Source organism: Desulfofustis glycolicus DSM 9705, assembly GCF_900130015.1.
GTDB lineage: Bacteria > Desulfobacterota > Desulfobulbia > Desulfobulbales > Desulfocapsaceae > Desulfofustis > Desulfofustis glycolicus.
Genome location: NZ_FQXS01000030.1, coordinates 1 through 25,119, shown reverse-complemented (window position 1 = coordinate 25,119; position 25,119 = coordinate 1). Strand labels below are relative to the sequence as shown.

22 protein-coding genes, 1 tRNA gene and 1 pseudogene are annotated in these 25,119 nt (G+C 59.2%); 11 read left to right on the top strand and 13 right to left on the bottom strand.

The features are described 5' to 3' along the window. Positions 1 to 89 precede the first annotated feature (89 nt). The 4 genes from BUC26_RS18640 (at position 90) to cobI (ending at position 3,962) form a co-directional block, all read left to right on the top strand. On the top strand, positions 90 to 1,172 hold the full coding sequence (locus BUC26_RS18640) for a FecCD family ABC transporter permease (protein ID WP_084540766.1): 1,083 nt from the start codon (positions 90 to 92) through the stop codon (positions 1,170 to 1,172). Next, a complete protein-coding gene (locus tag BUC26_RS18635; RefSeq protein WP_073378502.1) occupies positions 1,172 to 1,957 on the top strand; it encodes an ABC transporter ATP-binding protein in 786 nt (261 codons plus the stop codon). The genes BUC26_RS18640 and BUC26_RS18635 overlap by 1 nt, the downstream gene beginning before the upstream one ends. 144 nt (positions 1,958 to 2,101) lie before the next feature. After that, positions 2,102 to 2,974 (top strand): ABC transporter substrate-binding protein, encoded by an 873-nt coding sequence (locus tag BUC26_RS18630; protein WP_073378500.1) that lies wholly within the window; start codon positions 2,102 to 2,104, stop codon positions 2,972 to 2,974. A 238-nt stretch (positions 2,975 to 3,212) separates the two neighbouring features. Then, entirely contained in the window at positions 3,213 to 3,962 is a 750-nt protein-coding gene (gene cobI, locus BUC26_RS18625; RefSeq protein ID WP_073378498.1) for a precorrin-2 C(20)-methyltransferase, read from the top strand. Here cobI and BUC26_RS18620 read toward each other — a convergent pair. Further along, on the bottom strand, positions 3,955 to 6,858 hold the full coding sequence (locus tag BUC26_RS18620) for a M16 family metallopeptidase (protein WP_073378496.1): 2,904 nt from the start codon (positions 6,856 to 6,858) through the stop codon (positions 3,955 to 3,957). The two genes, cobI and BUC26_RS18620, sit on opposite strands and share 8 nt — an antisense overlap. Before the next feature lie 189 nt (positions 6,859 to 7,047). Here BUC26_RS18620 and BUC26_RS18615 point away from each other — a divergent pair, with 189 nt between their 5' ends. Further along, the gene (locus BUC26_RS18615; RefSeq protein ID WP_073378494.1) at positions 7,048 to 7,755 is read left to right on the top strand and encodes a class I SAM-dependent methyltransferase; all 708 of its coding nucleotides are present in this window, start codon (positions 7,048 to 7,050) and stop codon (positions 7,753 to 7,755) included. Positions 7,756 to 7,759: 4 nt separating this feature from the next. Continuing rightward, complete coding sequence (locus BUC26_RS18610; RefSeq protein WP_073378542.1) at positions 7,760 to 8,596, top strand: SDR family NAD(P)-dependent oxidoreductase; 837 nt, start codon at positions 7,760 to 7,762, stop codon at positions 8,594 to 8,596. On the opposite strand, the gene BUC26_RS18605 is transcribed toward BUC26_RS18610, so the two are convergent. From BUC26_RS18605 to BUC26_RS18595, 3 genes are all read right to left on the bottom strand, one after another. Then, complete coding sequence (locus BUC26_RS18605) at positions 8,539 to 9,306, bottom strand: DVU0298 family protein (protein WP_073378492.1); 768 nt, start codon at positions 9,304 to 9,306, stop codon at positions 8,539 to 8,541. The two genes, BUC26_RS18610 and BUC26_RS18605, sit on opposite strands and share 58 nt — an antisense overlap. 88 nt (positions 9,307 to 9,394) lie before the next feature. Continuing rightward, positions 9,395 to 10,468, bottom strand: a complete 1,074-nt coding sequence (locus tag BUC26_RS18600) for a DUF4388 domain-containing protein (protein ID WP_073378490.1) — start codon at positions 10,466 to 10,468, stop codon at positions 9,395 to 9,397. Positions 10,469 to 10,560: 92 nt separating this feature from the next. Then, on the bottom strand, positions 10,561 to 10,893 hold the full coding sequence (locus BUC26_RS18595; RefSeq protein ID WP_073378488.1) for a hypothetical protein: 333 nt from the start codon (positions 10,891 to 10,893) through the stop codon (positions 10,561 to 10,563). A gap of 289 nt (positions 10,894 to 11,182) precedes the next feature. Between BUC26_RS18595 and BUC26_RS18590 the strand changes: the two genes are divergently transcribed. From BUC26_RS18590 to BUC26_RS18580, 3 genes are all read left to right on the top strand, one after another. Continuing rightward, a complete protein-coding gene (locus BUC26_RS18590) occupies positions 11,183 to 12,334 on the top strand; it encodes an MFS transporter (RefSeq protein ID WP_073378486.1) in 1,152 nt (383 codons plus the stop codon). A gap of 119 nt (positions 12,335 to 12,453) precedes the next feature. Beyond that, the gene (locus BUC26_RS18585) at positions 12,454 to 12,987 is read left to right on the top strand and encodes a shikimate kinase (protein WP_073378484.1); all 534 of its coding nucleotides are present in this window, start codon (positions 12,454 to 12,456) and stop codon (positions 12,985 to 12,987) included. 63 nt (positions 12,988 to 13,050) lie between these two features. Beyond that, entirely contained in the window at positions 13,051 to 13,944 is an 894-nt protein-coding gene (locus tag BUC26_RS18580; RefSeq protein ID WP_073378482.1) for a TIGR01777 family oxidoreductase, read from the top strand. Positions 13,945 to 13,996: 52 nt separating this feature from the next. Here BUC26_RS18580 and BUC26_RS18575 read toward each other — a convergent pair whose 3' ends face one another. From BUC26_RS18575 to BUC26_RS18540, 8 genes are read right to left on the bottom strand one after another with little or no spacing between them, the layout of a single operon-like run. After that, positions 13,997 to 14,890 (bottom strand): phosphoribosylaminoimidazolesuccinocarboxamide synthase, encoded by an 894-nt coding sequence (locus BUC26_RS18575; RefSeq protein WP_073378481.1) that lies wholly within the window; start codon positions 14,888 to 14,890, stop codon positions 13,997 to 13,999. A gap of 29 nt (positions 14,891 to 14,919) precedes the next feature. After that, positions 14,920 to 15,816: a DUF3108 domain-containing protein gene (locus BUC26_RS18570; protein WP_073378479.1), complete on the bottom strand. Its 897-nt coding sequence runs from the start codon at positions 15,814 to 15,816 to the stop codon at positions 14,920 to 14,922. 11 nt (positions 15,817 to 15,827) lie between these two features. Then, positions 15,828 to 16,682 (bottom strand): UbiA-like polyprenyltransferase, encoded by an 855-nt coding sequence (locus BUC26_RS18565; protein ID WP_073378540.1) that lies wholly within the window; start codon positions 16,680 to 16,682, stop codon positions 15,828 to 15,830. Between the two features lie 5 nt (positions 16,683 to 16,687). Continuing rightward, complete coding sequence (locus tag BUC26_RS18560; protein WP_208609835.1) at positions 16,688 to 17,254, bottom strand: UbiX family flavin prenyltransferase; 567 nt, start codon at positions 17,252 to 17,254, stop codon at positions 16,688 to 16,690. A 24-nt stretch (positions 17,255 to 17,278) separates the two neighbouring features. After that, positions 17,279 to 18,148, bottom strand: a complete 870-nt coding sequence (locus tag BUC26_RS18555) for a menaquinone biosynthetic enzyme MqnA/MqnD family protein (RefSeq protein WP_073378478.1) — start codon at positions 18,146 to 18,148, stop codon at positions 17,279 to 17,281. After that, positions 18,145 to 19,227 (bottom strand): cyclic dehypoxanthinyl futalosine synthase, encoded by a 1,083-nt coding sequence (gene mqnC / locus BUC26_RS18550; protein ID WP_073378476.1) that lies wholly within the window; start codon positions 19,225 to 19,227, stop codon positions 18,145 to 18,147. Before mqnC ends, BUC26_RS18555 begins: the two co-directional genes overlap by 4 nt. Beyond that, a complete protein-coding gene (gene mqnE / locus BUC26_RS18545; protein WP_073378474.1) occupies positions 19,224 to 20,342 on the bottom strand; it encodes an aminofutalosine synthase MqnE in 1,119 nt (372 codons plus the stop codon). The genes mqnC and mqnE overlap by 4 nt, the downstream gene beginning before the upstream one ends. A gap of 55 nt (positions 20,343 to 20,397) precedes the next feature. Further along, complete coding sequence (locus BUC26_RS18540; protein ID WP_244155902.1) at positions 20,398 to 21,774, bottom strand: sigma-70 family RNA polymerase sigma factor; 1,377 nt, start codon at positions 21,772 to 21,774, stop codon at positions 20,398 to 20,400. A 462-nt stretch (positions 21,775 to 22,236) separates the two neighbouring features. Here BUC26_RS18540 and malQ point away from each other — a divergent pair, with 462 nt between their 5' ends. Together malQ and BUC26_RS18530 are read left to right on the top strand one after the other, a co-directional pair. Further along, the gene (gene malQ, locus BUC26_RS18535; protein WP_073378470.1) at positions 22,237 to 23,799 is read left to right on the top strand and encodes a 4-alpha-glucanotransferase; all 1,563 of its coding nucleotides are present in this window, start codon (positions 22,237 to 22,239) and stop codon (positions 23,797 to 23,799) included. Between the two features lie 78 nt (positions 23,800 to 23,877). Continuing rightward, positions 23,878 to 23,953 (top strand) — tRNA-Glu (locus tag BUC26_RS18530). A gap of 1,021 nt (positions 23,954 to 24,974) precedes the next feature. On the opposite strand, the pseudogene BUC26_RS24225 reads toward BUC26_RS18530, so the two are convergent. Beyond that, positions 24,975 to 25,119, bottom strand: a pseudogene (locus tag BUC26_RS24225) (integrase core domain-containing protein); the annotation flags it as partial.

Sequence of the window (25,119 nt, the reverse complement as noted above, 5' to 3'; positions counted from 1 at the left end):
GAAGCCAGACAAAGATACGTGGAAAATCAGGGCATCCCCGGATCGATTATTCTGATCCGGGGATTTTTTTTTTGGAGCCGGCCATCACGATGACCGCCAAAGCATCATCCGACCACACCCAGCTCAGCCCGAGAAGTGGCCGCCGGTTACCCGTCCGGCTCATCCTGCCGCTGCTGCTGACCGCGCTGCTGGCAGTGCAGATCGTCTCCGCCACCGGTCTGGGCTATATCAAGATCGATCCGGCCGATATCGTCAGTGTGCTGCTCATGCAGTTGGGCGCCGCCGTGCCGGCCGATCTGACACCGAGCTTTCCCTTCGTTATCATGGAGGTGCGCCTGCCGCGTATCCTCTGCGCCGCATTAGTCGGCGGCTCGCTCGCCGTCGCCGGCTGCGTCTTTCAATCATTGCTGCAGAATCCGCTGGCCGACCCGTACACCCTCGGCATTTCCTCCGGCGCCGCTTTTGGCGCATCACTGGCCATTTTGCTGCTGATGTTCGGACTGACGCTGCCCGGCTCACTGATCATTCCGCTGTTTGCCTTTATCGGCGCGGTGCTCACCCTCTTCGTCGTCTTTTCCCTGAGCAGCCCGTCCACGCGCCTCTCCTCCAACAGTCTGATTCTGTCCGGCATCATTGTCTCAGCGATCCTTTCGGCCGGTATCAGCCTGATCAAATTCCTCGCCGACGAACAGGTTAACGCCATTATTTTCTGGCTCATGGGCAGTTTTATCGGCACCGGCTGGGCCGATGTCTCCATGCTTCTCGTGCTCGTTCTGCCGAGCTGCCTGTTGATCGGCGGCCACGCCCGTGAACTCGATATCATGTCCTTTGGCGACCGGACCGCGGACTCACTCGGCATCGACTCACCGGCCGTCCGCAAACGGTTGCTGGTCGTCGCCTCACTGGCCACCGCCGCCTGCGTCAGCGTCTCCGGAATCATCGGCTTTATCGGCCTGATCGTGCCGCACTTCGTCAGGATGGCGCTCGGTCCCGACAACCGGCTGCTCATTCCCTGCAGTTTTCTCTGCGGCGCCATCCTGCTGCTGCTCGCCGATACGGTAACCCGCGTCATGCTGCCGACGGAACTGCCGATCGGAGTGCTGACCGCATTGATCGGCGGACCGTTTTTCTGCTACATTTTCCGCCGCACCCAATTGGCGAGGTGGCGCTGATGGAACACGATCGGGGCTATCGACTCTGCGATGCCGGGTTTTCCTACGGCCGGGCCCATGCCGGCCTGCAGGCCCTGTCGCTGCATCTGGCACCCGGGTGTTTCTATGGCCTGCTCGGGCCGAACGGCAGCGGCAAGACGACCTTGCTCGATCTGCTCGCCGGACACCTGACACCGTCCTGCGGCTCCGTTTTGCTCAACGGGCGGCAGATCGATCACTATCCCCCAGCGGATCGAGCCCGGCTTCTGACCAGTGTACCGCAGAGCTTTTCGCTCAATTTCGACTACCGCGTCTTCGATGTCGTTCTGATGGGACGGCATCCACATATCCCGCGTTTTGCCCGGCCGAGCAGGGACGATCATACCGCGGTGGAACAAGCCCTGGATGCCATGGAAATCGGCCGGTTCCGCGATCGATCGGTCAGGCAGCTGTCCGGCGGGGAAAAACAACGGGTGATGATCGCCCGCGCGCTGGCCCAGGATACCGACTATCTGCTGCTCGACGAAGTAACCGCCAATCTCGACATCAACCACGCGCTGGCCATCATGAAGCTGCTGGCCCGGCTGGTCCGGCAGGGACGCACCGTCATCGCGGCAATGCACGACCTGAATATCGCGCTGGCCTTCTGCGATCAGGTCGTCGTTCTCAAGGACGGAGACCTGCGCTGTTACGGTCCGACAGAGGACATCGTCACGCCGGCACTGGTAGCAGACCTCTACGAGATCGAGGCGGAGTCGTACCGGACCGCAACACGAACCAACCAGATCAGCTTTATCTATCGTTGACCGATAATGATCTCCTTCAACCAGCACTATCAATCGCCGGTTCGGCGATCCTGCAGGCGGCGGTGCCTCCACGGGGCTGCGCCAGCCAAGCGCCCATCTGCAGGATTTCTCGGGCGAATTCTTACGCTAGCCCTGCTGCTCTTGATGTTTCAGACGGTTGCAGCGGCCGGTTTCGAACTGATCGACCACGACGGCGTCCGCCACCGCATCGATCGTCCGTTTACCAGAATCATCTCGCTCTACCCGGCCCACACCGAAAACCTTGCCGAGATCGGCGCGAGCGACGCCCTCTTCGGGATCTCAACCAGCGACACCTACCCGGCAAGCATCCTCGACAAAGCGCGGTTTTCATACCATGATACCGCCGAGAAACTGATTGCCGCCGCACCGGACTGCATCCTGATCAGGCCGATGATCCGACACAGCGCCGCCAACCTGGTAGAGCAGTTGGAACGCTACGGGATCACCGTCATCTCCCTGCAGCCGGCGACGGTGGACGAATTGTTCGATTACTGGCGGACCCTCGGCCGTATCAGCGGCCACGAAGGCGGGGCAACCCGGATGATCAGCGTTTTTCAGCACGAACTCGAAGAGATGAAACGCCGAGTCGCAGCCATTGATGAAAAGCGGCGGCCCCGGGTCTACTTCGAATCAATCCACCGGCGGATGCGCACCTTCTCGCCGGCATCAATCGCCATCTTCTGTCTGACTGCGGCCGGCGGCATCAACGTCGCGGACGATGCGGTTCCGCGGCGGGGCACCAATATTGCCGATTACAGCAAGGAACGGATTCTGGCCAAGGCGGAAATGATCGATGTTTTTTTGGCCCAATCGGGACGAATGAACCGTATCACCGTCGAGGAAATCATCGATGAACCGGGCTTCGGCGCAATCAAGGCGGTCCGCGAGGAGCGGATCTATCTGATCGATGAAACCCTGGTGGCGCGGCCGACCACCAGGCTGCTCGAAGGCATCCGGCAAATCAACCGGCTGCTCTATGAAAATGAATTTCGATGAAGGGAAGACGCCACGAACAAATACAATCGGCCTCTTGGTCGGGATGGCTGGCCGATTCTACCTCCGGCTGCTGCGCTGCGGCCTTATCGGCTGGCCGCCGGCTACGGACGTCCTGTCCGCAGCCCTACGGGCCTGATTCTCCGGCCCTCCGGGCCTTCGCGATGCAGCCTACGGCAGAACCGGCCAGCCTGGGGACAAAACTGATTTTCATAAAACAAAAGTCAACAATGGTGATTCAATGACTGCAACACTTTATATCGTCGGCACCGGCCCGGGCGACCCGGATCTGATCACGGTCAAGGCCGTCAAGACCGCCGCGGTCTGTCCGGTCATCGTCTCTCCCTGCGGCTCCGAGAACGGCCGTTCGACTGCCCTGTCGATCCTCAGCGGGGCTACCAGCCTTGCCGGCAAAGAAATTGTCCAACTCCATTTCCCGATGAAAAAGATCCACAGCGGCCGGGAGCCGGAGCCAGATGTGCTCGTCGCCTGGCGCCATGCGGCCCAGACCGTGCTCGACTTTCTCGACGACGGGAAAAGCGTTTGTTTCCCGACGCTTGGCGATCCGGCAATCTATTCGACCGGCTACTATCTTTACGAAACACTCTGCGGCATCCGACCCGATACGAAGACGGTCTTCATTCCCGGTGTCCCGGCGATGAGCAGTTGTTCCGCGGCGCTGGCGACGCCGATCTGCCTCGGCGACGAGATGGTGGCCATCGTTCCGGCCACCTTCTCCGACGAACGCCTCCTAGAGGTACTGCAACGCTTCGACACCATCGTCCTGATGAAGGTGCATCGGGTGCTGCCTCGGCTGACGGTGCTGCTGGAGCAGTGCGGACTGATTGAGCAGGCGGTGCTGGTGGAGCGGGCCGGTACCGGAACGGAGGAAATTCACGGCAGGCTCGATCGCATCGTCGGCCAGCCGCACTATTATTCGACCATCATCGTCAGAAAACAGCCGATCACCGCCCGGGTCCTGGTCAATTGACCGGGAGTTCGGCCGTTTCCTGTTTTTCCGCCAGATGCTCCTCTCCGGTTACGATCGGACGGATAATACCGACCGCCTGTCGCTGTGAGGTCAGGTAGTCCTCGGCAAGCTCGCTCACCTCGTCGACGGTCACCGCGGCAAAATCCTCGATCATGGTCAGTGGCCAGTCAAGCTGACGGGGATGCCGGGAAGACAGCGACAAAACCGAATGGAGCCAGTAATCATTGGTCCGCACCGATTCTCTCAGCGAGGTGGCCAACGGTCGTTTGGCCCGGTCGAGTTCCTCCGGGCTCACCGGCTCGGTCTGCAGGGACGCCGCCGTCGCCGCAATTTCCGTGTGCACCGTGTCGACCAGGTCTGATTCAACCACCACCTGGGCCACCATCATGCCGAACCCATCATAGGCCCGGCTGGTCATGCTGGCGACAAACGGCGAGTAACTGGCGCCGAGACGTTCCCGGACCGCCTCCCGCAGCCGGTTCTCAAGAACCGCCGCCAATACATGCAGCCGCCGAGAACGACTAATATCCCAGAAATCATCGGTCAACCAGGCAGACCGAACGACCGCCTTGTCGACGCTGCTCGTCATCTCCACTTCACGGGTCTCGCCGGCCGGAAAGGTTGGCTGGTGCTCCGTTGCAACCGGCAGTGGCGTCATGTGACCCGTCCCGAAATAGCGGGCGGCCAACGCCCGTACCTGCTCCGGAGCGACATCGCCGACCACCGATATCTCCAGGACCGCTTCGTTAAAAGGCTGCGCCAGCCAGCCCGTCACATCTTCCAGGGTCAACGCGGAGAACTCCTGCCAACCGGGCAAACCGTAACCCGGCGCTCCCCCGGCAAGAAACGGTTCGAGATGAAGCCGTACGCCGCCCTCGGTATCGTTTTGTATCTGCCGGTACATCATCGCGAAGCTCTTCATCGCCCGGTCGTATGCTTCCCGGCGGAACCCGGGATCACGCAGTACGGTCTGCAGGGTCTGGAACAGCAGTTCAAGATCACCGGTCAACGACCGGCCCTCCCAGGAGAAGGATTCTTCACCGATACGAAAGCGATGGCTTACCGAACTGCCGGCCAATACCTCCTGCAATTCGGATGCCTTGTAACGGCCGCTGCCGGAACCGTTGACCACGGCTCCGGCGAGCAGGTCGAGACCGGGTTTGCGCAAGCTCCGGCGACCATTACCAAAATGGACGGCCAGGGCAACGCTCTCGTTATCGAAGTCAGTCTGCTTGACGTTGACCACCAGGCCATTGTCGTAGCGAAACCGCTGCACATCGATATCAGGGAAGGTCTCGGTCGCTATCGGCTCCGGACCGACCGCCGCTGTCACCAGATAGGGAAACTCGAGCTGCCGGCCGGCCACGGGCGCCGCCACCTCCTGCTCCTGAAGAGAGCGATAGCAGGAGAGCAGCGTCTGCTCGGCGGTCTCCTCGGGTAGTTGCGCAGTGCCGATCAGTTTTATCAGAGTACTGCCCTGTTGCCAGCGTTCACGAACGACATCAAGCAGCTGGTCGGCAGTCGCCTGCTCGACAACCGGAGCGAAGAGCGCCAGTTCCTGCTGCGGCGACTGGGGCACCCGGTCGGCCTGCAGCTGGGTCAGCAGACGGCGGGCGATGATCTGCGAGCTGGTCGTGTCGCTGGTCTGGACCGCTTTTTCCAGGTCGGAGAGCAGTTGCCGTTTGACCCGGTCCAGTTCCTGCTCGGAAAAACCGTACGTCACCGCCTGGCGAATAACCCGGTCGATCTCGGTCAACGCGTCCTGCCAGTTCTGCCCGTCGGTCTTCGCCCTGATACCGCTGATCCGGAAGCGATCCAGCAGCGCGGTGTCGGAATAGGCCGCCGAGCGAAGCGGAGAGTCGGCGTTTTCGACGAGTCTGGCCAGCCGATGGTTGATCATCTGCGTCGCCAGCAACCGATAGAGTTCCTGACGCTGCAGCGCAAACGAATCCGGTTGCGCCTCCTTGTCTGCCACCGTTTCGAGTACGACCTCGGTGTAGCCCAGTTCCGGTTCCACATGGTAAAATGATTCCATCTCCCCATGCTGCATACGCCCCAAATCAGGGCAGGGAGGCGGATCGCCTCGGCCCTGTAACGGTCCAAAGTGGGTTTTGATCAGTTCCTCGGCCGTCTCCGGGTCGAAATCGCCGACCAGCACCAGAATCATATTCTCCGGCCGATACCAGGCATCGTAGAAATCACGCAACTCTGCCGGTCCGGCCTGGCGCAGCACCGCGGGATCACCGATCGGCATCCTCTGCTCCAGCCGTGTGCCGCGCAAGGTGAACTCCGATTCGTCGACCCAGGCGCGAAAACCGGCAGAATCACGGGCGATCATCTCCGCCATGATGACCCCGCGTTCCTGATCGACCTCTTCCTCCGTCAGCAAAGCGCCGCCGGCAAAGTCACTGAGCACGAGCAGCCCCCGGTCCAGGTCTTCTCTGCTCGACCGGGGCAGAATAATCTTATAGACGGTGCGATCGTAGGCGGTCAGCGCGTTCGTATCGCCGCCGAAGCTCATTCCGATCGATTGAAAGTAATCGATCAGCGTACCCGGCGGAAAGTGGGAGGTTCCGTTGAACAACATGTGCTCGAGGAAATGGGCCAAACCCCGCTCCTGCTCTTCTTCATGAAGCGAACCGGCCAAAACGCCGAGGTAGGCCGCCGTACGATCGCGCGGCTCGTCGTGCTGCCGCACGACGTAACGCAGCCCATTGGCAAGCCTGCCGAATTGCACCGTTGGATCGGGCGCTAGCTCGCTTGTCTCGTGCGGCCAGCTGGTCGCAAAACAGTCCGGAGATGCAGCCGGTTTCATCTCGGCCCGCCCGTATCCGGTCAACAGCAGGAGCGAAAGAAGTCCGGTGAGAATCGAGAAAACGGTCGTTCGATGTATCATGTCACATTGTATCGGTTGAATTCACGGGTGTGTCACCCACTATACTGTATGTCTCTCCCACCAAAGGACAAGCGGTTATCGGTCATACGGCCAGTTTCCCCTTTGCAAGACTCGCCCAACCATTTACTATCCGTGCAGGTTCGTAATTCCGTCGCCATCTATCGTTTCTGTTGAGTCGCGAGTCAATCGATGCCCCTTGATCACTACCGTTCCATCGCCCCGCTCTATGACCGTGTCGTCTCTCCGCTGCTGCAGCCGGTGCGCCGCGACATTGCTGCCTACATCCGGTTCAAGGGGTATCGCCGGGTCATTGATGTCTGTTGCGGTACCGGTGACCAGTTACGCCTGCTCGATGCCCCCGGCATGGAACTCTGCGGTATCGACAACTCACTGGCAATGCTGGAACAAGCGCAGAAGAGCAGTTCCGAGACGATCAGCTACCACCTGCTCGACTCCGAGCAGGCGACCTTTGCCCCGGGCACCTTCGACTGCGCCATTGTCTCGTTTTCCCTGCACGAAAAACATCCGACCGCCGCACTGGCCGTCTATGCCAACAGCCGGCGCATGGTCCGCCCCGGCGGCTCACTGATCCTCGCCGACTTCAGTCGTCCGTCGGCCACGCCAGGCGGTATACTCTACGGGCGCATCGCTATCCCGCTGGTCGAACGGCTGGCCGGCAGAGACCACTACGCCGGCTATCGGCTCTGGATGAAACACGGCGCCCTGGAAGGGTTTCTCGACAGCCGCCAAGTGGCCTCAGACATCATTTGCCAGCCGTTTGGCAGGAGCGTTCTCTGCTGCGCCGTTGCCGTTACGGCTGGCGGTCTTTCTTTGAGCAACAGCCTGGCCCTGCTCTCCCACGCGCTGAACCCAGCCAACCCGCCGGCAAATGGGTGACACCATGAATCTTCGTGATCGCATTGTGCTTATTCCCGGCGCCAGCCGGCCGGTCGGCCGGGCCATCGCCCGCCGCTTCGGTGGTGCCGGGGCATCCCTGGCCTTGCCGGTACACCACGACTGGCCGGAATCGACGGCAGAGATGGAGCAGGAGTTTAGCGGGGCCGGTTACCGATTTCACTGCTACCGCTGCAACCTGACCGACCCTGACGACACCGCCCGGTTGATAGACTCGGTGACCGCCGATCTCGGTGGACTGCACCACCTGATCAACAATATCGAACGGGGCGGCATGCCCGTCGTCCACGGCTCTTACGAAACAGTGCAGAACGACGGTCAATGGCAGCTGGAGTTCGAAACGACCCTGCGGGCCAAATGGTTCCTCTTTCGGCGGGCCCTGCCGCTACTTACCGCCTGTGGTTGCGGCTCGGTAGTGAATATTTCTTCTATTGCGGCCCTGGTTGGCCGCTGCGGGCCGGCGTCACTGCTCTTCAACGACGGCTACAGCGCGGCAAATCGCGGCATCGCGTCGTTCACCGAGCAATGGGCCAGAGAGGCGGCGCCGGCGGTCAGGGTCAACGAGGTCATGCTCGGCCTGGTGCGCGGCCGGCACGGTGAGGAAACCAGGGGTTGGCAGGCCTTGACCGAGCGGCAACGCCGGGATCTGCTCGATCATACGTTGCTGCACCGCACCGGTACCCCCGAGGAAATCGCCGAGCTGGTCTTTTTTGTCGCCGTTCAGGCCGGCTTTGTCACCGGCACCGTGATCCGTGCCGACGGCGGTTACTGCCTCGGCGGTGAACCGGTGGCATCGCTGCCGCCGGGTTTGCTGGCATCCTGATGCCGGTCGATGGCTCGCACCGCCTGCTCGGCCAGATCAGCGACCCGGTAATCCCGCAGCAGTCCGTCCTCATAGAGACGAACAGCCGCCGAATCTGCGGTCAGCTCGTCCAATTGCCGGCGATAGCGGGAGAGAGCGAGCAGTCCGCTGAGACGACAGGTCAACGCTCTGATACCGCTCCGCTCTGACGAGAAATAGCCGCCGCACTTGTCGGCCACTCCCAACGCCAGCACCTGCTCGGGATACAAAGGGGCGACCCGGCAAATGCCCCAGAGTACCCCCTCCTGCAGGATTTCATGTTCGAGAAAATTGCCGTGCTGGTGCAACTCCGGCCCGTCGTCCAGGGTATAGGAGACCAACATGTGCAGGTACTCGTCGGCGAGCAGTTGACTGGCAGCCATGACCTCGGCCATCGCCTCCGGTGCCCCCCAGCCGATCCCGCCCGACTCATCGTTGAGCATCCAGATAAAACGACGCATAATGACCCGGCCTTCTTCCGGGTCCCGCTCGGTAATCGCCGGAACCACGATGCCGAAACCGGTGACCGCGCGCCAGCGCACCAACTCATCCGGGTGGCAGAGGCAGGAGAAGAGCGGATTGATAACATCACGCGACGGAAGTGCCCGAAGTTTGTCCGCCAGTTCTGCCGGCGACAATGAGCGCAACAGCTCGGTAACAATGCGTTTTTTCTGAAGTCGCTGGCTGCTCATCGGCGAAGATTGTTAAACACACAGGCCGGTCGACTCATGGCAGGGCCCGGAGATGCTCGTTTTCCGGAAGAGAGCCGACCGGAACAGGTCAGTGACGAAGGTCGTCGAGACGTTTCATGCCTTCCATCAGCATGGCCATGAACCCGCCGATCACCGGGAGCTTGCGATCGTTGCTGGTGAGTCCCTGGACGAACTTGAACCTGCCGTCGGTCAAGCCAAGGACCTCGTAAAATGCCTCTTTCCCCTGGTTGTAGCCAAAGTCGGCCTTGACGACTTCACCTTCGTGAAAGAGGATTCGGCCGCTCGTATCATTGGTTTCGATCTTTAGATGGCCGGTCTTCTGGTTGCTGTTGATCATCTGGCAGAGTTCAACCGCCGAGATATCGCTCAGCTGGCCGACCATCCCCGAAGACAACTCCTCGGCCCGCTGTTCGTTGATCTTGGTGATTCGGCTGACGAGCAGCTTGTAGAAGAAAATCTGCAGGGCCGGATAACGGTTGAGCACGTGCCGGAAGTTTTTCTGACTGAGCGTGGCTATTTTGCACGGCTGCGCCGCCTGAATGGTAGTCGTCACCGGGCCGCCGGACAGCAGGCTCATCTCGCCGAATACGTCACCGGTCCCCATTTCCGCCAGGACCACGCCATCATCGTCGACGACCTCCACTTTTCCGGAAATGATGACATAGAGTTTAAGTCCGGGATCGCCTTTCTGGGCAATCGGAAAACCCCAGTCATAGTCCTCGAATTCGAGCAGTGTCGAAAGGTCGAGCAAATCGTCGTCGGACAGGGCGCTGAACAGCGTAATGGCCCGCAGGGTAACCGCATACTGCGCAACCTCTTTGATCTTCTCTTTGCGCTCGGCCGCCGCCAGCAGATTCATCTGCAGCGTTGCGAAGCCCTTCTCCTTTTTGAACTCAAAGCGGATAATGCCGGTACAGCCGCCGCATTCGAACTTGGTCTTCTCGCTGGTTCCTTGATGTAGCTTCTCGTAGGCGACATCTTCTGTTGTCAGATCGATGATGTCCTTGGCCAAGACCAGACAGGTGGTCTTCCCGGCAGGCATTTTCAAGGCCCCCTCGGTCACCTCCATCTCTTCGCCGACGTTGTAGAATGGACAATTGTTTTCTTCAGTGATGATAAAGATGCCGTTTCGAAAACGCATATGGTACCGGATTATGACAGCTGCAATGAATCAGGGCAAACCTGCCGACCAGCTGGCCGTAAAGCAGACCGCGCCCCCTTATCCTTCCCCGTCTAGTCGGATCTACCGAACAGCAGATAAACGATGATGCCCAGTACGGCGGCACCGCCAAACAGGACCGGCAGGACTTTGCTCACCTGCAACTCGTCACCGACCACGAGCGTCTGCATGTACTCGGTGCCGCTGGCCCACCAGATACCGAAGAAAATAACCAGAAAAATGATATCACGCCATTTCTGCTTAAACAGCAGATAACCGACCAGCACTATGAACGGTACGAGAAACCACGGGTTGGTGAAGAGACCGACATAATCGACATCTTTCACCTGATCGATCAACTCGGTCGAATCGACAAACGCCATGATTTTGTTGAAAAACGCTTCCATCTCAGGACAACCTCCCGGCATAACCAGGCTCATATGGCGCACCGCCCGCCCGACAACTTCGCGTCCGAAAAGAGCGAAGCTTCATCGGCCAGGCGACGCCTCTTTATCCCCACTAGCAAATTCTTTAGTAAACTTTTTCCAATTACTCAATAATTTCCTTTCGAAAAGGTACTATTCCTGTCGCTCGGCTGGTGTCAGCACCCCCTGCCCGCTCAATTTGTATTTGACGGACAGCACCTTTTTCCGTTTAGTAAGCGCTTCTCTTCTCGCAGTGGACACAAGGATGACGATGGCCCGGCTGAACCAACACAACATGTACATCTTCCTGCTGGTGCTGACCATCTGCAACACCGCCGGACTGCAGGTCTGGCAGACCCTGTTCGACAACTTCGCGGTCAATATCGTCCACCTGGAAGGGCAGCACATCGGCATCATCCAGTCAGTCCGGGAAATCCCCGGCCTGCTGTCGCTGCTCGTCGTCTATCTGCTGCTTATTATCAAGGAGCACCGGCTGTCGGCCCTGGCCGTCCTGGTGCTCGGCGTCGGTGTATCGATCACCGGTCTGCTGCCGAGTTTTTACGGCATGATCCTGACCACCCTGGTGATGAGCTTCGGGTTCCACTATTTCGAGACCACCAACCAGTCGCTGACCCTGCAATATTTCGATAAACTGACCGCACCGCTGATCTTCGGCAGATTGCGCAGCTTCACCGCAGCAACCAACGTCGTTACCGGCCTGATCATCCTGTCACTGGCGCCGTTCCTCCAATACCGTCACCTCTATCTACTCTTCGGCCTGCTGATCATCGGTGCCGCCTTCTGGGCCATGACCCGGGATCCGGTCGATCGGACCCTGGCGCCGCAACGCCGCTCAATGGTAGTACGAAGCCGCTACTGGCTCTACTATTGCCTGACTTTCATGGCCGGAGCCCGGCGCCAGATCTTCGTCGCTTTTGCCGTTTTCCTGATGGTCAAGAAATTTTCTTTTACCGTGTCGGAAATCGCCGTTCTGTTTCTGCTCAACAACGTCATCAATTTCTTTCTCAGCCGTCTGATCGGCACTTGCATCGTCCGTTTCGGCGAGAGGCGCGTGCTGTCGCTCGAATATTTCAGCCTGATTTTCATCTTCATCGCCTACACCCTCACCGATTCGAAGCTGATGATCGGAGTACTCTATATCCTCGATCACATTTTTTTCAACTTTGCCATCGCCATTCGCACCTTCTTCCAGAAAATAGCCGATCCTCAGGATATCGCGCCAAGTATGGCCGTCGGTTTCACCATCAACCATATCGCCGCCGTTTTCCTGCCGGCCCTCGGCGGCCTGCTCTGGCTGATCGACTACCGGCTGGTCTTCTTTGCCGGCGCCGCCATGAGTTGTGTTTCCCTGCTACTCGTTCAATGCATCTCAACGCAGCTGCGGCGGCACGAACAACGCTGATATTCGGGAAGGAGACGACTCACAGAGAAGAGAGCCCGGCCGGCACCGGTCGGGCTGCCGCTCACGACAAGCGGTTTCATTCTGAGCGAAACAGATAATCAACACCGGACGAGGAAGGAATGGACGATAACAGAAACCTGGTTTTAATCGGTATGCCGGGGTCGGGGAAAAGCACCGTCGGCGTCATACTCGCCAAACGCCTGGCTCGCCCCTACCTGGACAGCGATATTCTGATTCAATTGGTTGAGGGACGAACGCTGCAGGAGATCGTCGACCAGGACGGCTACCTGGTGCTCCGGGAAATCGAGCAACGCGTCCTGCTCGACATCACCTGCGACCACCACGTCATCGCCACCGGCGGCAGTGCCCCCTACAGTGCGCTGGCCATGGAACACCTGAAAAAAAACGGTGTCATCGTTTATCTCACCGCCAGCCTGCAGACGCTCAACCAGCGGGTTCACGATTACGAGACCAGGGGGCTGGCCAAGCACCCCGATCAGAGTTTTCTCGATCTGTTCCGGGAACGCAGCGAACTCTATAGCAGCTATGCCGACATCACCATCGACAGCAACGGCCGGGATCAGGACCAGGTCTGCGACGACATCGTCGCAGACCTCCAGAAAATGATTGCATCATCCCGGCACGGGCAGTAAATCCGGTACTCTCCACCTCCTGCGGCGAAACGATACCGCCAGCTCTTTCCAAGGGGAAGCGACATGAATATTCTGATTACCGGGGCATCCGGCCTGGTCGGCAGCGCTCTTGCCGAATTTCTTTTCGCCGCCGGCCACTCGTTTTTCAGCCTGCAGCGAAATCGAAATAACGGGGACCAGGGCTTCTGGAACCTCGCCCGGATCGGCGACGAGCACGGCATGCCGACCTTCGACGCGGTAATCAACCTGGCCGGCGACAATATCGCTTCCGGCCGTTGGACCGTCCGGAAAAAGAAGCTCATCATGGAGAGCCGGGTCGCCGGGACAACGGAGCTGGCCACATTCTGCGCCGGCCTACCGGTCAAACCACGGGTGCTGCTCTCGGCCTCGGCAACCGGCTACTACGGCGACCGCGGCAACACATTGCTCAGGGAGACGAGCACCAGCGGCGACAACTTCGTCGCCAAGGTCTGCCGCGCTTGGGAGAGTGCGACCGAGCCGGCCCGGCAGGCCGGGATTCGCGTGGTCAACTGCCGCATCGGCATGGTGCTCAGCGGCAATGGCGGCACCCTGTCGACAATGCTGCCCTCGTTCAAACTGGGCATCGCCGGCGTTGTCGGCAACGGCCAGCAATACGTGAGCTGGGTCGGTATCGACGATGTGGTGCGGATGTTTCTCTTCCTGCTGGAGCGCGACGATATCAGCGGATCGGTCAACATGGTGGCGCCGGAAGCGGTCACCAACCGGGACTTCACGAAGACACTGGGCTCGGTGGTCGGCCGGCCGACGGTGATGAATATGCCGGCCTTCGTTGCTAAAACCGTCTTCGGCCAGATGGGCGAAGAACTGGTTCTGTCGAGTTCCAGAGTCGTCCCGCAGGTCTTGACCGAACACGGTTATCGTTTCGTTTCCCCGAACCTCGAAGAAACGCTGCGATCCTGCATCGAAGAGACCTGACCGGCAGGCATTGAGGCAGGCCGACCTGCCTCAATGCCTGCCGAACCGTAATTCAGCCGCCGGTTATCCTGGCCAGCGCCTCCTCGTAGCGAAGCCGGGTCTTGTCAACGATCTCCCGGGGCAGCGCCGGCGGCGGCGGCGTCTTGTCCCAGTCAAGCGAGCTGAGATAATCGCGCAGGAATTGCTTGTCAAAGCTCGGCTGTCCCTGCCCCGGCCGATAGTCGTCCAGAGGCCAGAACCTCGACGAGTCGGGAGTGAGTACCTCGTCGATGAGGATCAGGCGGCCGTCTATCTCCCCGAGCTCGAACTTGGTATCGGCAATGATAATGCCCTTGGTCAGTGCGTAATCAGCCGCTTTTTGATAGAGGCGGACGCTGATATCGGCGATTTCCTCGGCACGCGCAGTCCCGACAATGTCTTTGAGCTGATCAAGAGAGATGTTTTCGTCGTGGTCGCCGATTTCGGCCTTGGTCGACGGGGTAAAGAGCGGCGCCGGGAACCGATCCGACTCCTGCATGCCGGCCGGCAGCGCAAATCCGCAGACCGTGGTGTCTTTTTTGTAGGCGCTCCAGAACGATCCGGAGATATAACCGCGCACGATGCACTCCACCGGCAGCGGACGGGTCTTCTTTACCAGCATCGAGCGGCCGGCCAATAACTCGGCATAAGGCCGGCAGGCCTCCGGGTAGCTGGCCGGGTCGGCGCTGATCAGGTGATTCTCAACGATATCGCCGAGCAGGTCGAACCAGAAGAGTGAAAGCTCGGTCAACACCTTGCCCTTGCCGGGCACCGGATCGTCCATAACCACATCATAGGCGGAGATCCGATCGGTGGCGACCATCAGCAGCATCTCGTCATGGCCGTCGATTGCGTACATATCCCGCACCTTGCCTCGATGAACGAGAGTCAGGCCGGGGAAATCCGTGGTCAATACCGCATCTGTCATCGCTTATTCCTCCTTACGGCAAAAGATCTTTATTTCGTTTCGGGTTGATAGTCCGGATACTCATCCTGATACTTCTTTGCCACCCGGGCGTGATAGTCCGGGCAGGCCGGATTGTGATAGGCGACCAGACGGGCGGTCAGCGAACCGATGAGCAGCTTGGAATTGACCAGAACCGGCACTCGGCACCGGTCGTCCGTATACCAGATTACCGTATCTCCACGCTTGTCGTAAAGGCCGCTGAATTTCATGATCGGCTCGACCACCACCGTATCGACGGTATCAAACAAGCTCTCCGCCACCTGTTCCCGGTCCCGGACCATGACCACCACCTCGTTGCGCCGGTAGTCGGCAAAGGTCGAGACGACAAAGGGTCGACCGGGAGTCAAATCCATGATGCGGCTGGCGAAAAAAGAGGAAAACTCGTTCTGGATATGGCTGCCGACTTGGAAAATCTCGGCCGGCTTCTCGTTGTGCCAGTAGGCGATCCTGCCGCGCCGCTGGTCGTATTTGGTCACCCGGTGGGCCTCGTAGCTGAAGCCCTCCTGCTGCCAGACCTCGTAATAATAGGGCAGCCGCTGCGGGCCGGAGACCTTGGTGACGTGGACGTCCTCGATCGGATACAGCGCCGAAAACAAGCCGTCATCGGTGGTCACCCGGGCATGGATCTGATAACTGTCCGGCCGCTCATCGAGCCGGGTCACGGCGATGTGCAGCTCGCCGAGTTTGAGTCCGCCGGTGTAAGAGACATCGAAGCGCAACCTCTCATCGCCCCGATAGGCTGTTGACAGCAGCTCCGGATCAATCACGCCGCGGGGGATGTCGGCCGGCACGGCGCTCTGTTGTTTGTCCTGATCCGCTGCCGCGACGGGCATAAAGCCGGCGATAAAGAACAGGACCATCAAAAAACAACTCAGCCCTGTCTTCATTACCCGCACCTTCAGCCGGTAGCCAGCGCCAGCCAGGTGGCGCAGAAAATGACGATAGAAATCAGGCCGTTCATCGAGAAAAACGAGGCGTGGATGCGTGACAGGTCGGACGGACTGACAATCAGGTGCTGGTAACAGAGGGCACCGGCGGTAACCACCAGGCCGACAAAATACCAGGCATTGAGCTGCTGCTGCCAGCCGGTCACGGCAAAAAGCACAAAGGCCAGCAGATGGAAAACGCCGGCCAGCCGAAAGGCGTTGCGCCTGCCGAGACGCGACGGCAGCGAATAAAGCCCGATCCGCCGGTCAAAATCGGCATCGAGGCAGGCATAAACGGTGTCAAAGCCGGCCACCCAGAAGACGACGCCGAGCGACAGCACCCAGGGATAACCGGCCAGTGAGCCGGACACCGCAACCCAGCCACCCAGCGGCGCCATCGACAGCGCCACTCCGAGGATCAGGTGGCAGAACGCGGTAAACCGCTTGGTCAGCGAATAGAGCAGTGTCAGGCCAAGGGCCGGCAGCGCCAGCTGCAGGGTCAGGGGATTGAGCTGCCAGCAAGCAAAGAAAAACAGGGCGCCGGCACCCAGTACCAGCAGCCAGGCCTCGAGGAGCCGCACCTGTCCGGCCGGCAGGGCCCGCTCGGCGGTTCGCGGATTATCGGCGTCGAAACGGCGATCGACGATCCGGTTAAACCCCATGGCGCAGGTCCGGGCCCCGACCATGGCCACGACGATCCAGAAAAAGACCGACAGCGCGGGCAGTCCCCGGGCGGAGAGAAACGCTCCGGTGAAGGCAAACGGCAGTGCGAAGACGGTCAGCTTGAACTTGATCATCTCCAGCAGTATGGTAAACTTTTTCCACACGGCGCTCAGCTCCCCCATCGTCGCCGGTCGGCCACCTCGATACCGATCTGATCCAGCACTCGCCAGGCATAGAACTGCGCCGCCTCGGCAAGATCGACCGGTTTGAGATAAAAACTGGGCATCGGCGGGCAGATCACCGCGCCGGCATCATGGGCCGCCAGCATGTTCTGCAGGTGATTACGATTCAATGGCGTTTCCCGGACCGCCAGCACCAGCTGGCGCCGTTCCTTGAGCATAACGTCGGCACTGCGGTGGATCAGGTTGATAGACAGTCCCTGGGCAATAGCCGCCAGCGTCCCCATCGAACAGGGCAGCACGACCATCGCCTGGTAATCGCTGGATCCGGAGGCCGGCGGCGCGGCAAAGTCATCAATAGCAAACCAGCGCGAGACAGCGGTCAACTCAGAAGGCGCTAATCCTTCTTCAAGACGCAGCACCTTGTCGCCGGCCTCAGAACAGATGCCATGCACCTCCAGGTCCGGCAACCTGGCACACTGATCGAGAAAGGCTTTGAGATACAGCATCCCGGAGGCACCGGTCACGGCCACGAGTAGTTTTCGCACCCCGCTCATAGCCGTTGCTCCCGCAGTCTTTGGTTATTCATCAAACGCTCCGCGGATATCGTGATGCAGCGGGTGAATTTTGAGCGGCAGGGCCGCCTCGGAAGCCTCGCCGAAATCGACCAGGGCCCGGTAAAAGGTGGCCAACGCCCGCTGCTTGGCCTCGTCGAGGTCATAGTGAATGGCCTGCAGATAGGAGTGACAACTATCCACCTCCATCGGAATGCGTGGCGCCGCCAGCCGGCAAATCCGGTCGAGTTGTCGCAGCCCCTCGTCCCGGCAATCCACCAGCGCCCGGTGAACACGAGCCACCAGTTCCGGCTGGGTACGGCAGAACTCGTCGCGCACCGCGCAGACGGCAAAGACGAACGGCAGGCCGGTCTCCTGCTGCCAGGCCTCGCCAAGGTCAACACAATATTGATACGATCCTTCCAATTTCAAGCGCAATGCGTCGTCGCCGATAGCCAATATCCCTTTCGCCCCAAGCTGCCTGGCCGAGGCCACCTCGCCGCAGCAGTAAACCGGCTGCACCCGGTAAAATTTCTCCAGCACGATCCGCACCAAGCAGACAGAGGTCTTAGACTGAGCGGACAGCAGTACTGTTTCACCGGCCAGTTTTTCCGGTTTGACTCGCGAAAAGAGAAATACGGAGCCGACCGGCCCGTTGGCGCTGATCGAGAGATCCCCGAGAATTCGATACCGATCGGGCCTGATCCCGTATTCATGCGAAGAACAAAAGCCCAGGTCGATGTCGCCGGCAGCCAATTGCTCGTTGAGCGCCGCCGGGTGATCTTCGATCATCTGCCACTCGGCAGGATAGTGGCGCTCCCGCCAGATGGTGTGAATCGGCGCGGTATTGATATAGGCCACCATGCCAATCCGTACCGTCGCATCGTTCCGGTTCATGACCGACCTCCCCGCTCGCCGACGAGGCGGTAGTCCATGTAGCGCTGGCGAGGGACAAAACCGGCATCGTCGACGAGCCGGCAGATCTCCTGCTCGGAGAGCCGAAAGCTGATGCCGGCGGCGGCGACCACGTTCTCTTCGATCATCGTGCTGCCGAAGTCGTTGGCCCCGAAGAACAAGGAGAGCTGGGCGATCTTCGGCCCCTGGGTGACCCAGGAGGCCTGGATGTTGGCGATATTATCGAGATAGATGCGGGACAGGGCCAGCATGCGCAGATAGGCCTGGCCGCTTGTCGAATAGTGCTGTTGCCGTCCCAGCTCGGTATGATCAGGCTGAAACGGCCAGGGAATAAAGGCGGTGAACCCGCCGGTCCGATCCTGCAGCTCGCGGAGCCGGCGTAGATGCTCGAGCCTCTCATCCATGGTCTCTATGTGGCCGAACATCATCGTCGCCGTCGTCCGCAGCCCCTGCCGATGGCCCTCTTCCATCACCTCCAGCCACTGGTCGGCGCTGCATTTGCGCGGCGCGATCCGCCGGCGCACCAGATCACTGAGGATCTCGGCGCCGCCGCCGGGAATCGAATCAAGTCCGGCAGCAATCAACCGCCCGATCACCTCACCGATCGACAGTCCGGACAACTCTGCAAAATGGACAATCTCCGGCGGCGAAAAGCCGTGCAAATGGATTCCGGTGGCCTTGATCGCGGCAACCATATCCTCGTACCAGCTGAATGGCAGATCGGGATGCAGTCCACCTTGCAGGAGAATCTGGGTGCCACCGAGCTTCTTGGTCTCCTCGATTTTGGCCAGCAGTTCGTCGCGGTCCAGCACCATCCCGTCGCCGCTCTCCGGCGCCTTGAAATAGGCGCAAAAAGTACAGGCGGAGATGCAGATGTCGGTATAGTTGACATTGCGGTCGATCACGTAGCTGACCACCTTGTCGGGATGCAGCCGCCGCCTGATCGCATCGGCGCACCAGGCCAGCTCGTAGAGGCCCGCCCGGTCGGCAAGGACCAGGAACTCATCGTCAGTGACGCGCTGACCGGCAGCGCTCGCCGCCAGGATATCGCGGCAGCTCATCGATGCCCATCATCGCCGTGCTCGGCGATGGTCTCGTAGAGCGTAGTGCGTTCGACCGGCAGCCGTCCGGCCTCACGGATCAGTTCGATCAGAGTGGTGCTGCCGATGGCCTGCTCGGTCTCGGCGCCGGCCATATGGGTAATCACCTCTTCCTTGACGGTCCCGTCCATATCATCGGCGCCAAACGACAGGGCCAGCTGGGCCAGCTTCGGCCCGATCATCACCCAATAGGCCTTGATATGCGGGAAATTATCGAGCACCAGTCGGGCGACGGCGATGTTTTTCAGATCATCGATGCCGGTCGGCCCGCTCAGCGTACTGAGCGCCGTGTTGCGGGGGTGAAAGGCGAGCGGAATAAAGGCTAGAAAGCCGCCGGTATCATCCTGGGCACCACGCAGCGCGAGCAGGTGGTCGACCCGTTCCTCAATAGTCTCCAGGTGGCCGTACAGCATTGTAGCGTTGGTATAGAGGCCCTGGCGATGAGCCGTCTGAGCGACCTCGAGCCAATCCTCGCCGGACAGCTTATCCCTACAGGTCTTCTCGCGGATACGGGGGCTGAATACTTCGGCGCCGCCGCCGGGCAGCGAGCCGAGTCCGGCCTGGCGCAACGCCGTTAACGTCTGTTCGGTAGATCGACCGTACAACTCAGCCAGGTGGGCTATCTCAACGCAGGTAAAGGCCTGGATATGGACATCGGGCCGCACCTCTTTGATGCCGCGCAGCAGTCCCAGATAATAGTCGAACGGCAGGTCCGGATGGATGCCGCCGACCATATGGATTTCTACAATCGGCTCGTCGAGCCGGGCACGTACCTTCTCCTTGACCTCGTCAACGCTCATCTCGTAGGCCAGTGCATCCCCTTTTCGCCGGCCGAAGGCGCAAAACGAACAGAGATTGGTACAGATGTTGGAGTAGTTGATGTGCTGGTTGTAGATGAAGTACGTGCGGTCGCCATTGATGCGTTCCCGGACCAGGTTGGCCAGGTAGCCGACGGCCAGGATGTCGGTGCAGCGATAGAGGTGCAGTGCATCTTTACCGTCCAGGCGCTGCCCGGCGATCACTTTGTCATGGATACCGGCCAGGCCGGCCTCTGCGATTCGATTTTTCACGGCAATAAAAAAAGCCGGTTACCGGTAACCGGCTTGGAGTGGAAGTTGACGGGGATGAGGATCAATCGATGAAATACTTCAATTTCTCTCGCCGACTTGAATGACGCAACCGGTTGAGCGCCTTTTTCTCGATCTGCCTGATTCGTTCCCGGGACACGTTGAAACGCTTGCCGATCTCTTCAAGGGTATACTCGGCCTTTTCACCGATACCAAAGCGCAGACGGATAATCTTTTCCTCCCGCTCCGACAGGGTCGACAGAATCTCCTTGACCCGACCGGCCAACTCCCTGGTTTGCACCGCCTCGTACGGTGACTGCGACTCCTGGTTTTCCAGGAAATCGCCGAGCGTCGAATCGTCGTCCCCGACCGGTGTTTCCAGAGAAATCGGCTCGCGGGACGCCTCGAGGATGGAGAGGATCTTGTCCATCGGCAGGCTGGTGGCCTTGGAGATCTCCAGCGGCGTCGGTTCGCGTCCCAATTCCTTGTAGAGCGCGTAGAAGGCCTTGAAGAACTGGCTGCGGAGTTCGAGGAAGTGGACCGGCAAGCGAATGGTCCTCGTCTTGTCGAGAATCGCCCGGGTGATCGCCTGGCGAATCCACCAGCTGGCATAGGTGGAGAACTTGTTACCCTTGGTATAGTCGAAGCGGAAAACGGCCCGCATCAAACCGAGGTTACCTTCCTGGATCAAATCGGCCAGGGTCAGTCCCTGGTGCATATAGCGTTTGGCAATGGATACGACCAGGCGCAGGTTGGCCCGGATCATCGTGTCCTTGGCCACCTCGATGGAGCGGCTGTAGGCCTCCATTTTCGCCTGCAGTTCGAACAACTCACGGATCTCGGGATATTTTTTTGCGGCGCTGCAGACGTTGTAACGCATGAAATTGAGCTGCTGCTTCTTGGGCTTCAACGTCGGGTCGCGCTTTTCCCAGAGGTCGATACGCTCACGCAGCAAGTCGATCTCCTTGGTCGCCGAGCCGTCTTCCCGGATGGCCTTGATAATCGACTCGAACCCCTGGCGGATGGTCTTGCTGTACTTGGCCTCTTCCTCGGGGGTCAGCAGGTCGAAACGACCCATCTCCCGCAGGTAGGTGGTCGTCGTTTCTTCCGCGTCATGCTCGTCGTCTTCGGAAAGACCGAGTGCCGGCTCGTCGTCCTGCAGATCGCCGTCATCATCGTCTTTCTTTTCCCAGATTTCACCGGACAGGGTCCGCTTCTCACCCGATTTTTCCTCGGTGACAATCTCGATGTTGTGATCCCCGAGGAAGTTGAAGATCTTCTCGATATCCCGAGGATCTTTAATATCTTCGGGCAACAGGTCGTTCAGATCATCAAAACTGATACAACCTTCTATTTTTCCAGCCTTAAGCAGGTTTTCTTTGAGTTCGGAAAGCACCGGTGAATTATCTCCATGACTCGGTTTGAAGGATAACTCGCACATGGACCCGCACCACAACAGACCACCGCAGCACGATATATGGCAGATTAACGTGACGGATTCGCAACAGCATGCAGACCCTGGCGCAACACCCCGCCGCTCATGTCCCTGTCGGCTGCGCAGCGACTGCAAAACGCACGTGCGAAAAACCGTCAAAGACTTGCACTAACGTTATGACATAACAAAAAAAATGCAAGCGGCTCAGAGACCGCATGCATATTTTTTCAAAAAACGACACAAACAGCGTATTATACATTACTATTAACAAAACGCAAGAACCATGGCACTATCTCGGAACCGTCGCCCGCCATCCCTGCTCACTGCCGGGAGTACTTGCTTCGCCGACCGGTCATTTGTATCCTGTCACGACATTATATCACCGATAACGCCAGAAACAAGCTGACCACTGTTTTTTTCTGCCGGCGGGAAGCTGCCGGTACGGTATCAATACCCGAGGAACCACGCATGTCGACAAAAACGGACACCCCCGACACGAAAAGCTCTTTTTTGCACCAGGAGCGTACCAGCGGCGTCCTGGCCCATATTACCTCTTTGCCGAGTCCTTTCGGCATCGGCGATATCGGCCCCGACGCCCTGGCCTTTATCGATTATCTGGCCGCAGCCGGCCAGCGTTACTGGCAGATTCTGCCGACCTGCCCGACCAGCCTGGTTTTCGACAGCTCACCGTATATGAGCACGTCCGCCCGGGCCGGATCACCCCTGCTGATCTCTCCACAATCACTCTACGAACAGGGACTGATTCAAAAAAATCAGCTCCCAGCCGCCGGCGGTTTTTCTCCCTACCAGGTAGATTATCCACGCGTCGATGCCTTAAAAAAACAGCTGCTCGAAGATACCTTCGCGCAACTGACCTCCCGCCGCAAAGACCGCCTTGCCCGTTTTGCCGAACAGTCTGAACAAAGCGACTGGCTTGATAATTACGCCCTGTTTATGGCCCTGAAGGAGGCCCATAAACAGGCGCCCTGGTTCAAATGGCCAAAAACCCTGGCCCATCGGCAACCGGCGGCCATAGCTGCGGCGCGCGAGCGTTACCGGCAGCGGATCGACTACTACCGCTTCGAGCAATACCTGTTCTTCTCGCAATGGGAGACACTGAGAAAGCGGGCGACAGAGAAGAAAATCCACCTCATCGGCGACATCCCGATCTATATCGGTCTCGACAGTGCCGGCGTCTGGGCCAACCGGGATATCTTCGAACTCGACGAGAAGACCCTGCAACCCACCCGCGTTTCCGGTGTCCCGCCCGACTATTTCAGCACCACCGGCCAGCGCTGGGGCAATCCGCTGTATCGCTGGCACAGCGAAGATGCCTCGGTCCGCCGGCGGTTGCTTGCCTGGTGGCAGTCACGGCTGCGCACCATCTTCAATCTAGTCGATATCGTCCGTATCGACCATTTCCGCGCATTTGAGTCTTATTGGGCGGTCCCTGCCGAGGAGGAGACCGCGCTGAACGGCACCTGGGAGCCGGGTCCGGGGGCGAGCTTTTTCGATGCCATGCAGGAAGCCCTCGGCCCGCTGAACATCATCGCCGAAGACCTCGGCGATATCACCCCGGCGGTTATCGCCCTGCGCGACCAACTCGGTTTCCCCGGCATGAAGGTCCTCCAATTCGCCTTCGATTCCAATCCGCACAACTCCTTCCTGCCGTACAATTTCACCTCACCTAATTGCGTGGTCTACACCGGCACGCACGACAACGACACCACCCTCGGCTGGTTTCTCTCCAACCGCCTCAGCGACGCCGACCGCCAGTCCATCAAGCGCTTCGCCAACCGGCGGATGCACGACGAAAGCCCGATCCACGAAGACCTGCTCTACCTCGCCCTGTCATCGACCGCCGCCCTGGCCATCACCCCGCTGCAGGACCTGCTCGGCTTCGGCAGCGACTGTCGGATGAACACCCCGGGCGTACCGGAAGGCAACTGGCGCTGGCGCTGCGCCCCGCACTTCCTGACCGACGAGCTGGCCAACCACCTCAGGGAAATAACCCATCGCTTCGGCAGATAGCAATCATAGCGGGCAGACAGCGAACAATCACTTGACATTCCCCCCCCGTTTAGGTAATAGGTTCTGTCTCGCACAGACGGCCCCATCGTCTAGTGGCCTAGGACACCGGCCTCTCACGCCGGGAACAGGGGTTCGAGTCCCCTTGGGGTCACCAAGCAAATAAAAACGGGTAGTTAGATTACATCTGACTACCCGTTTTTTTGTCTCGTTAAACTGCAATTCCAACCTTTATTCCAACCGCCAGCAGACCTTTTGGAATTATTATAGGGGATCCGCCGTCTTTCTCGTAATCCACTGCTCAGGGACAAATCATGTCTGAAAAAGACAGCGGTCCGGATCCAACCCGGCCCGACCGATGGTGGCGCCGGAGCGTGCCCCGATCACAGGCGCCACCATCGGTCGGGCCAGATGAGCAGCTACCGAGGTCAGTGTTTCTTTGGCAAGGACCAGAGGATATCAACCCTGCAGAAAGTAACCAGCCAAATCATACAATCAGTTACCCGATTTGCGATGCCTGGACACCGTCGCCACAGACTAGGTGATCTGGTGGCAGCGGCCTTGGACCAGACACCTTGGATGTGATTCGTTGCCCAGAGGAGACCAGAGCCTTAGACTTGGGTTTGGGAACCGTAAGTTTGTGAATCGACTTAATCAGGAGACACTACTGACTTTGCGAGGGATGTCAAAACGAGAAGTGTGTCTACAAATCTCAGGCTGTTTCTTCCATGTGGAGAACCTGCTTGGGAGGACTTATGTCTAATGATTTTAAGATGTTTTTCGCTTCCGCGGAGAGCTGGTTGCAGGTATGAAGGTAACGGCGTTTTAGCAGAAATCACCACCATTGCAGCTTGCAGTACTTAAGCGACTTGACGAAGCTCAACCTTCCGCGCTAAAGCAAAAAACCTCCTGAGAAGGAGCGACATGAAATCGAGCTGCTATCTCACTGTATCTATATCTTTTTATTGGTGGCCAAAATCAAGTCGTCACTTGGTATGTGAAGTGGACCCCTGAGTCAAGACAGAAATCCACTGGGTTTAAGCTAGACATTCAACGTCACGTGCAGCGGGTCGGCGCTGCCCCGGTTTAGCTTCTGCCGATACTTCTGGTGCTGACTCCGCGATTGATGGAACCCCTGTGGAGCGTAGCGGAACAGGGGTTCCATCAATCGCGCGTGGGTATTTATTCACAATCACTGCTCCACCGCCCATCGCGGTCTTATATACGACATCAGGTGTCTTTTGCCCCAACGACTGATGAGGGCGTTCGCCGTTATAAAAGCTGAAATACTCGGCCAGGCCGACCGTCAAGTCGATCATCGTG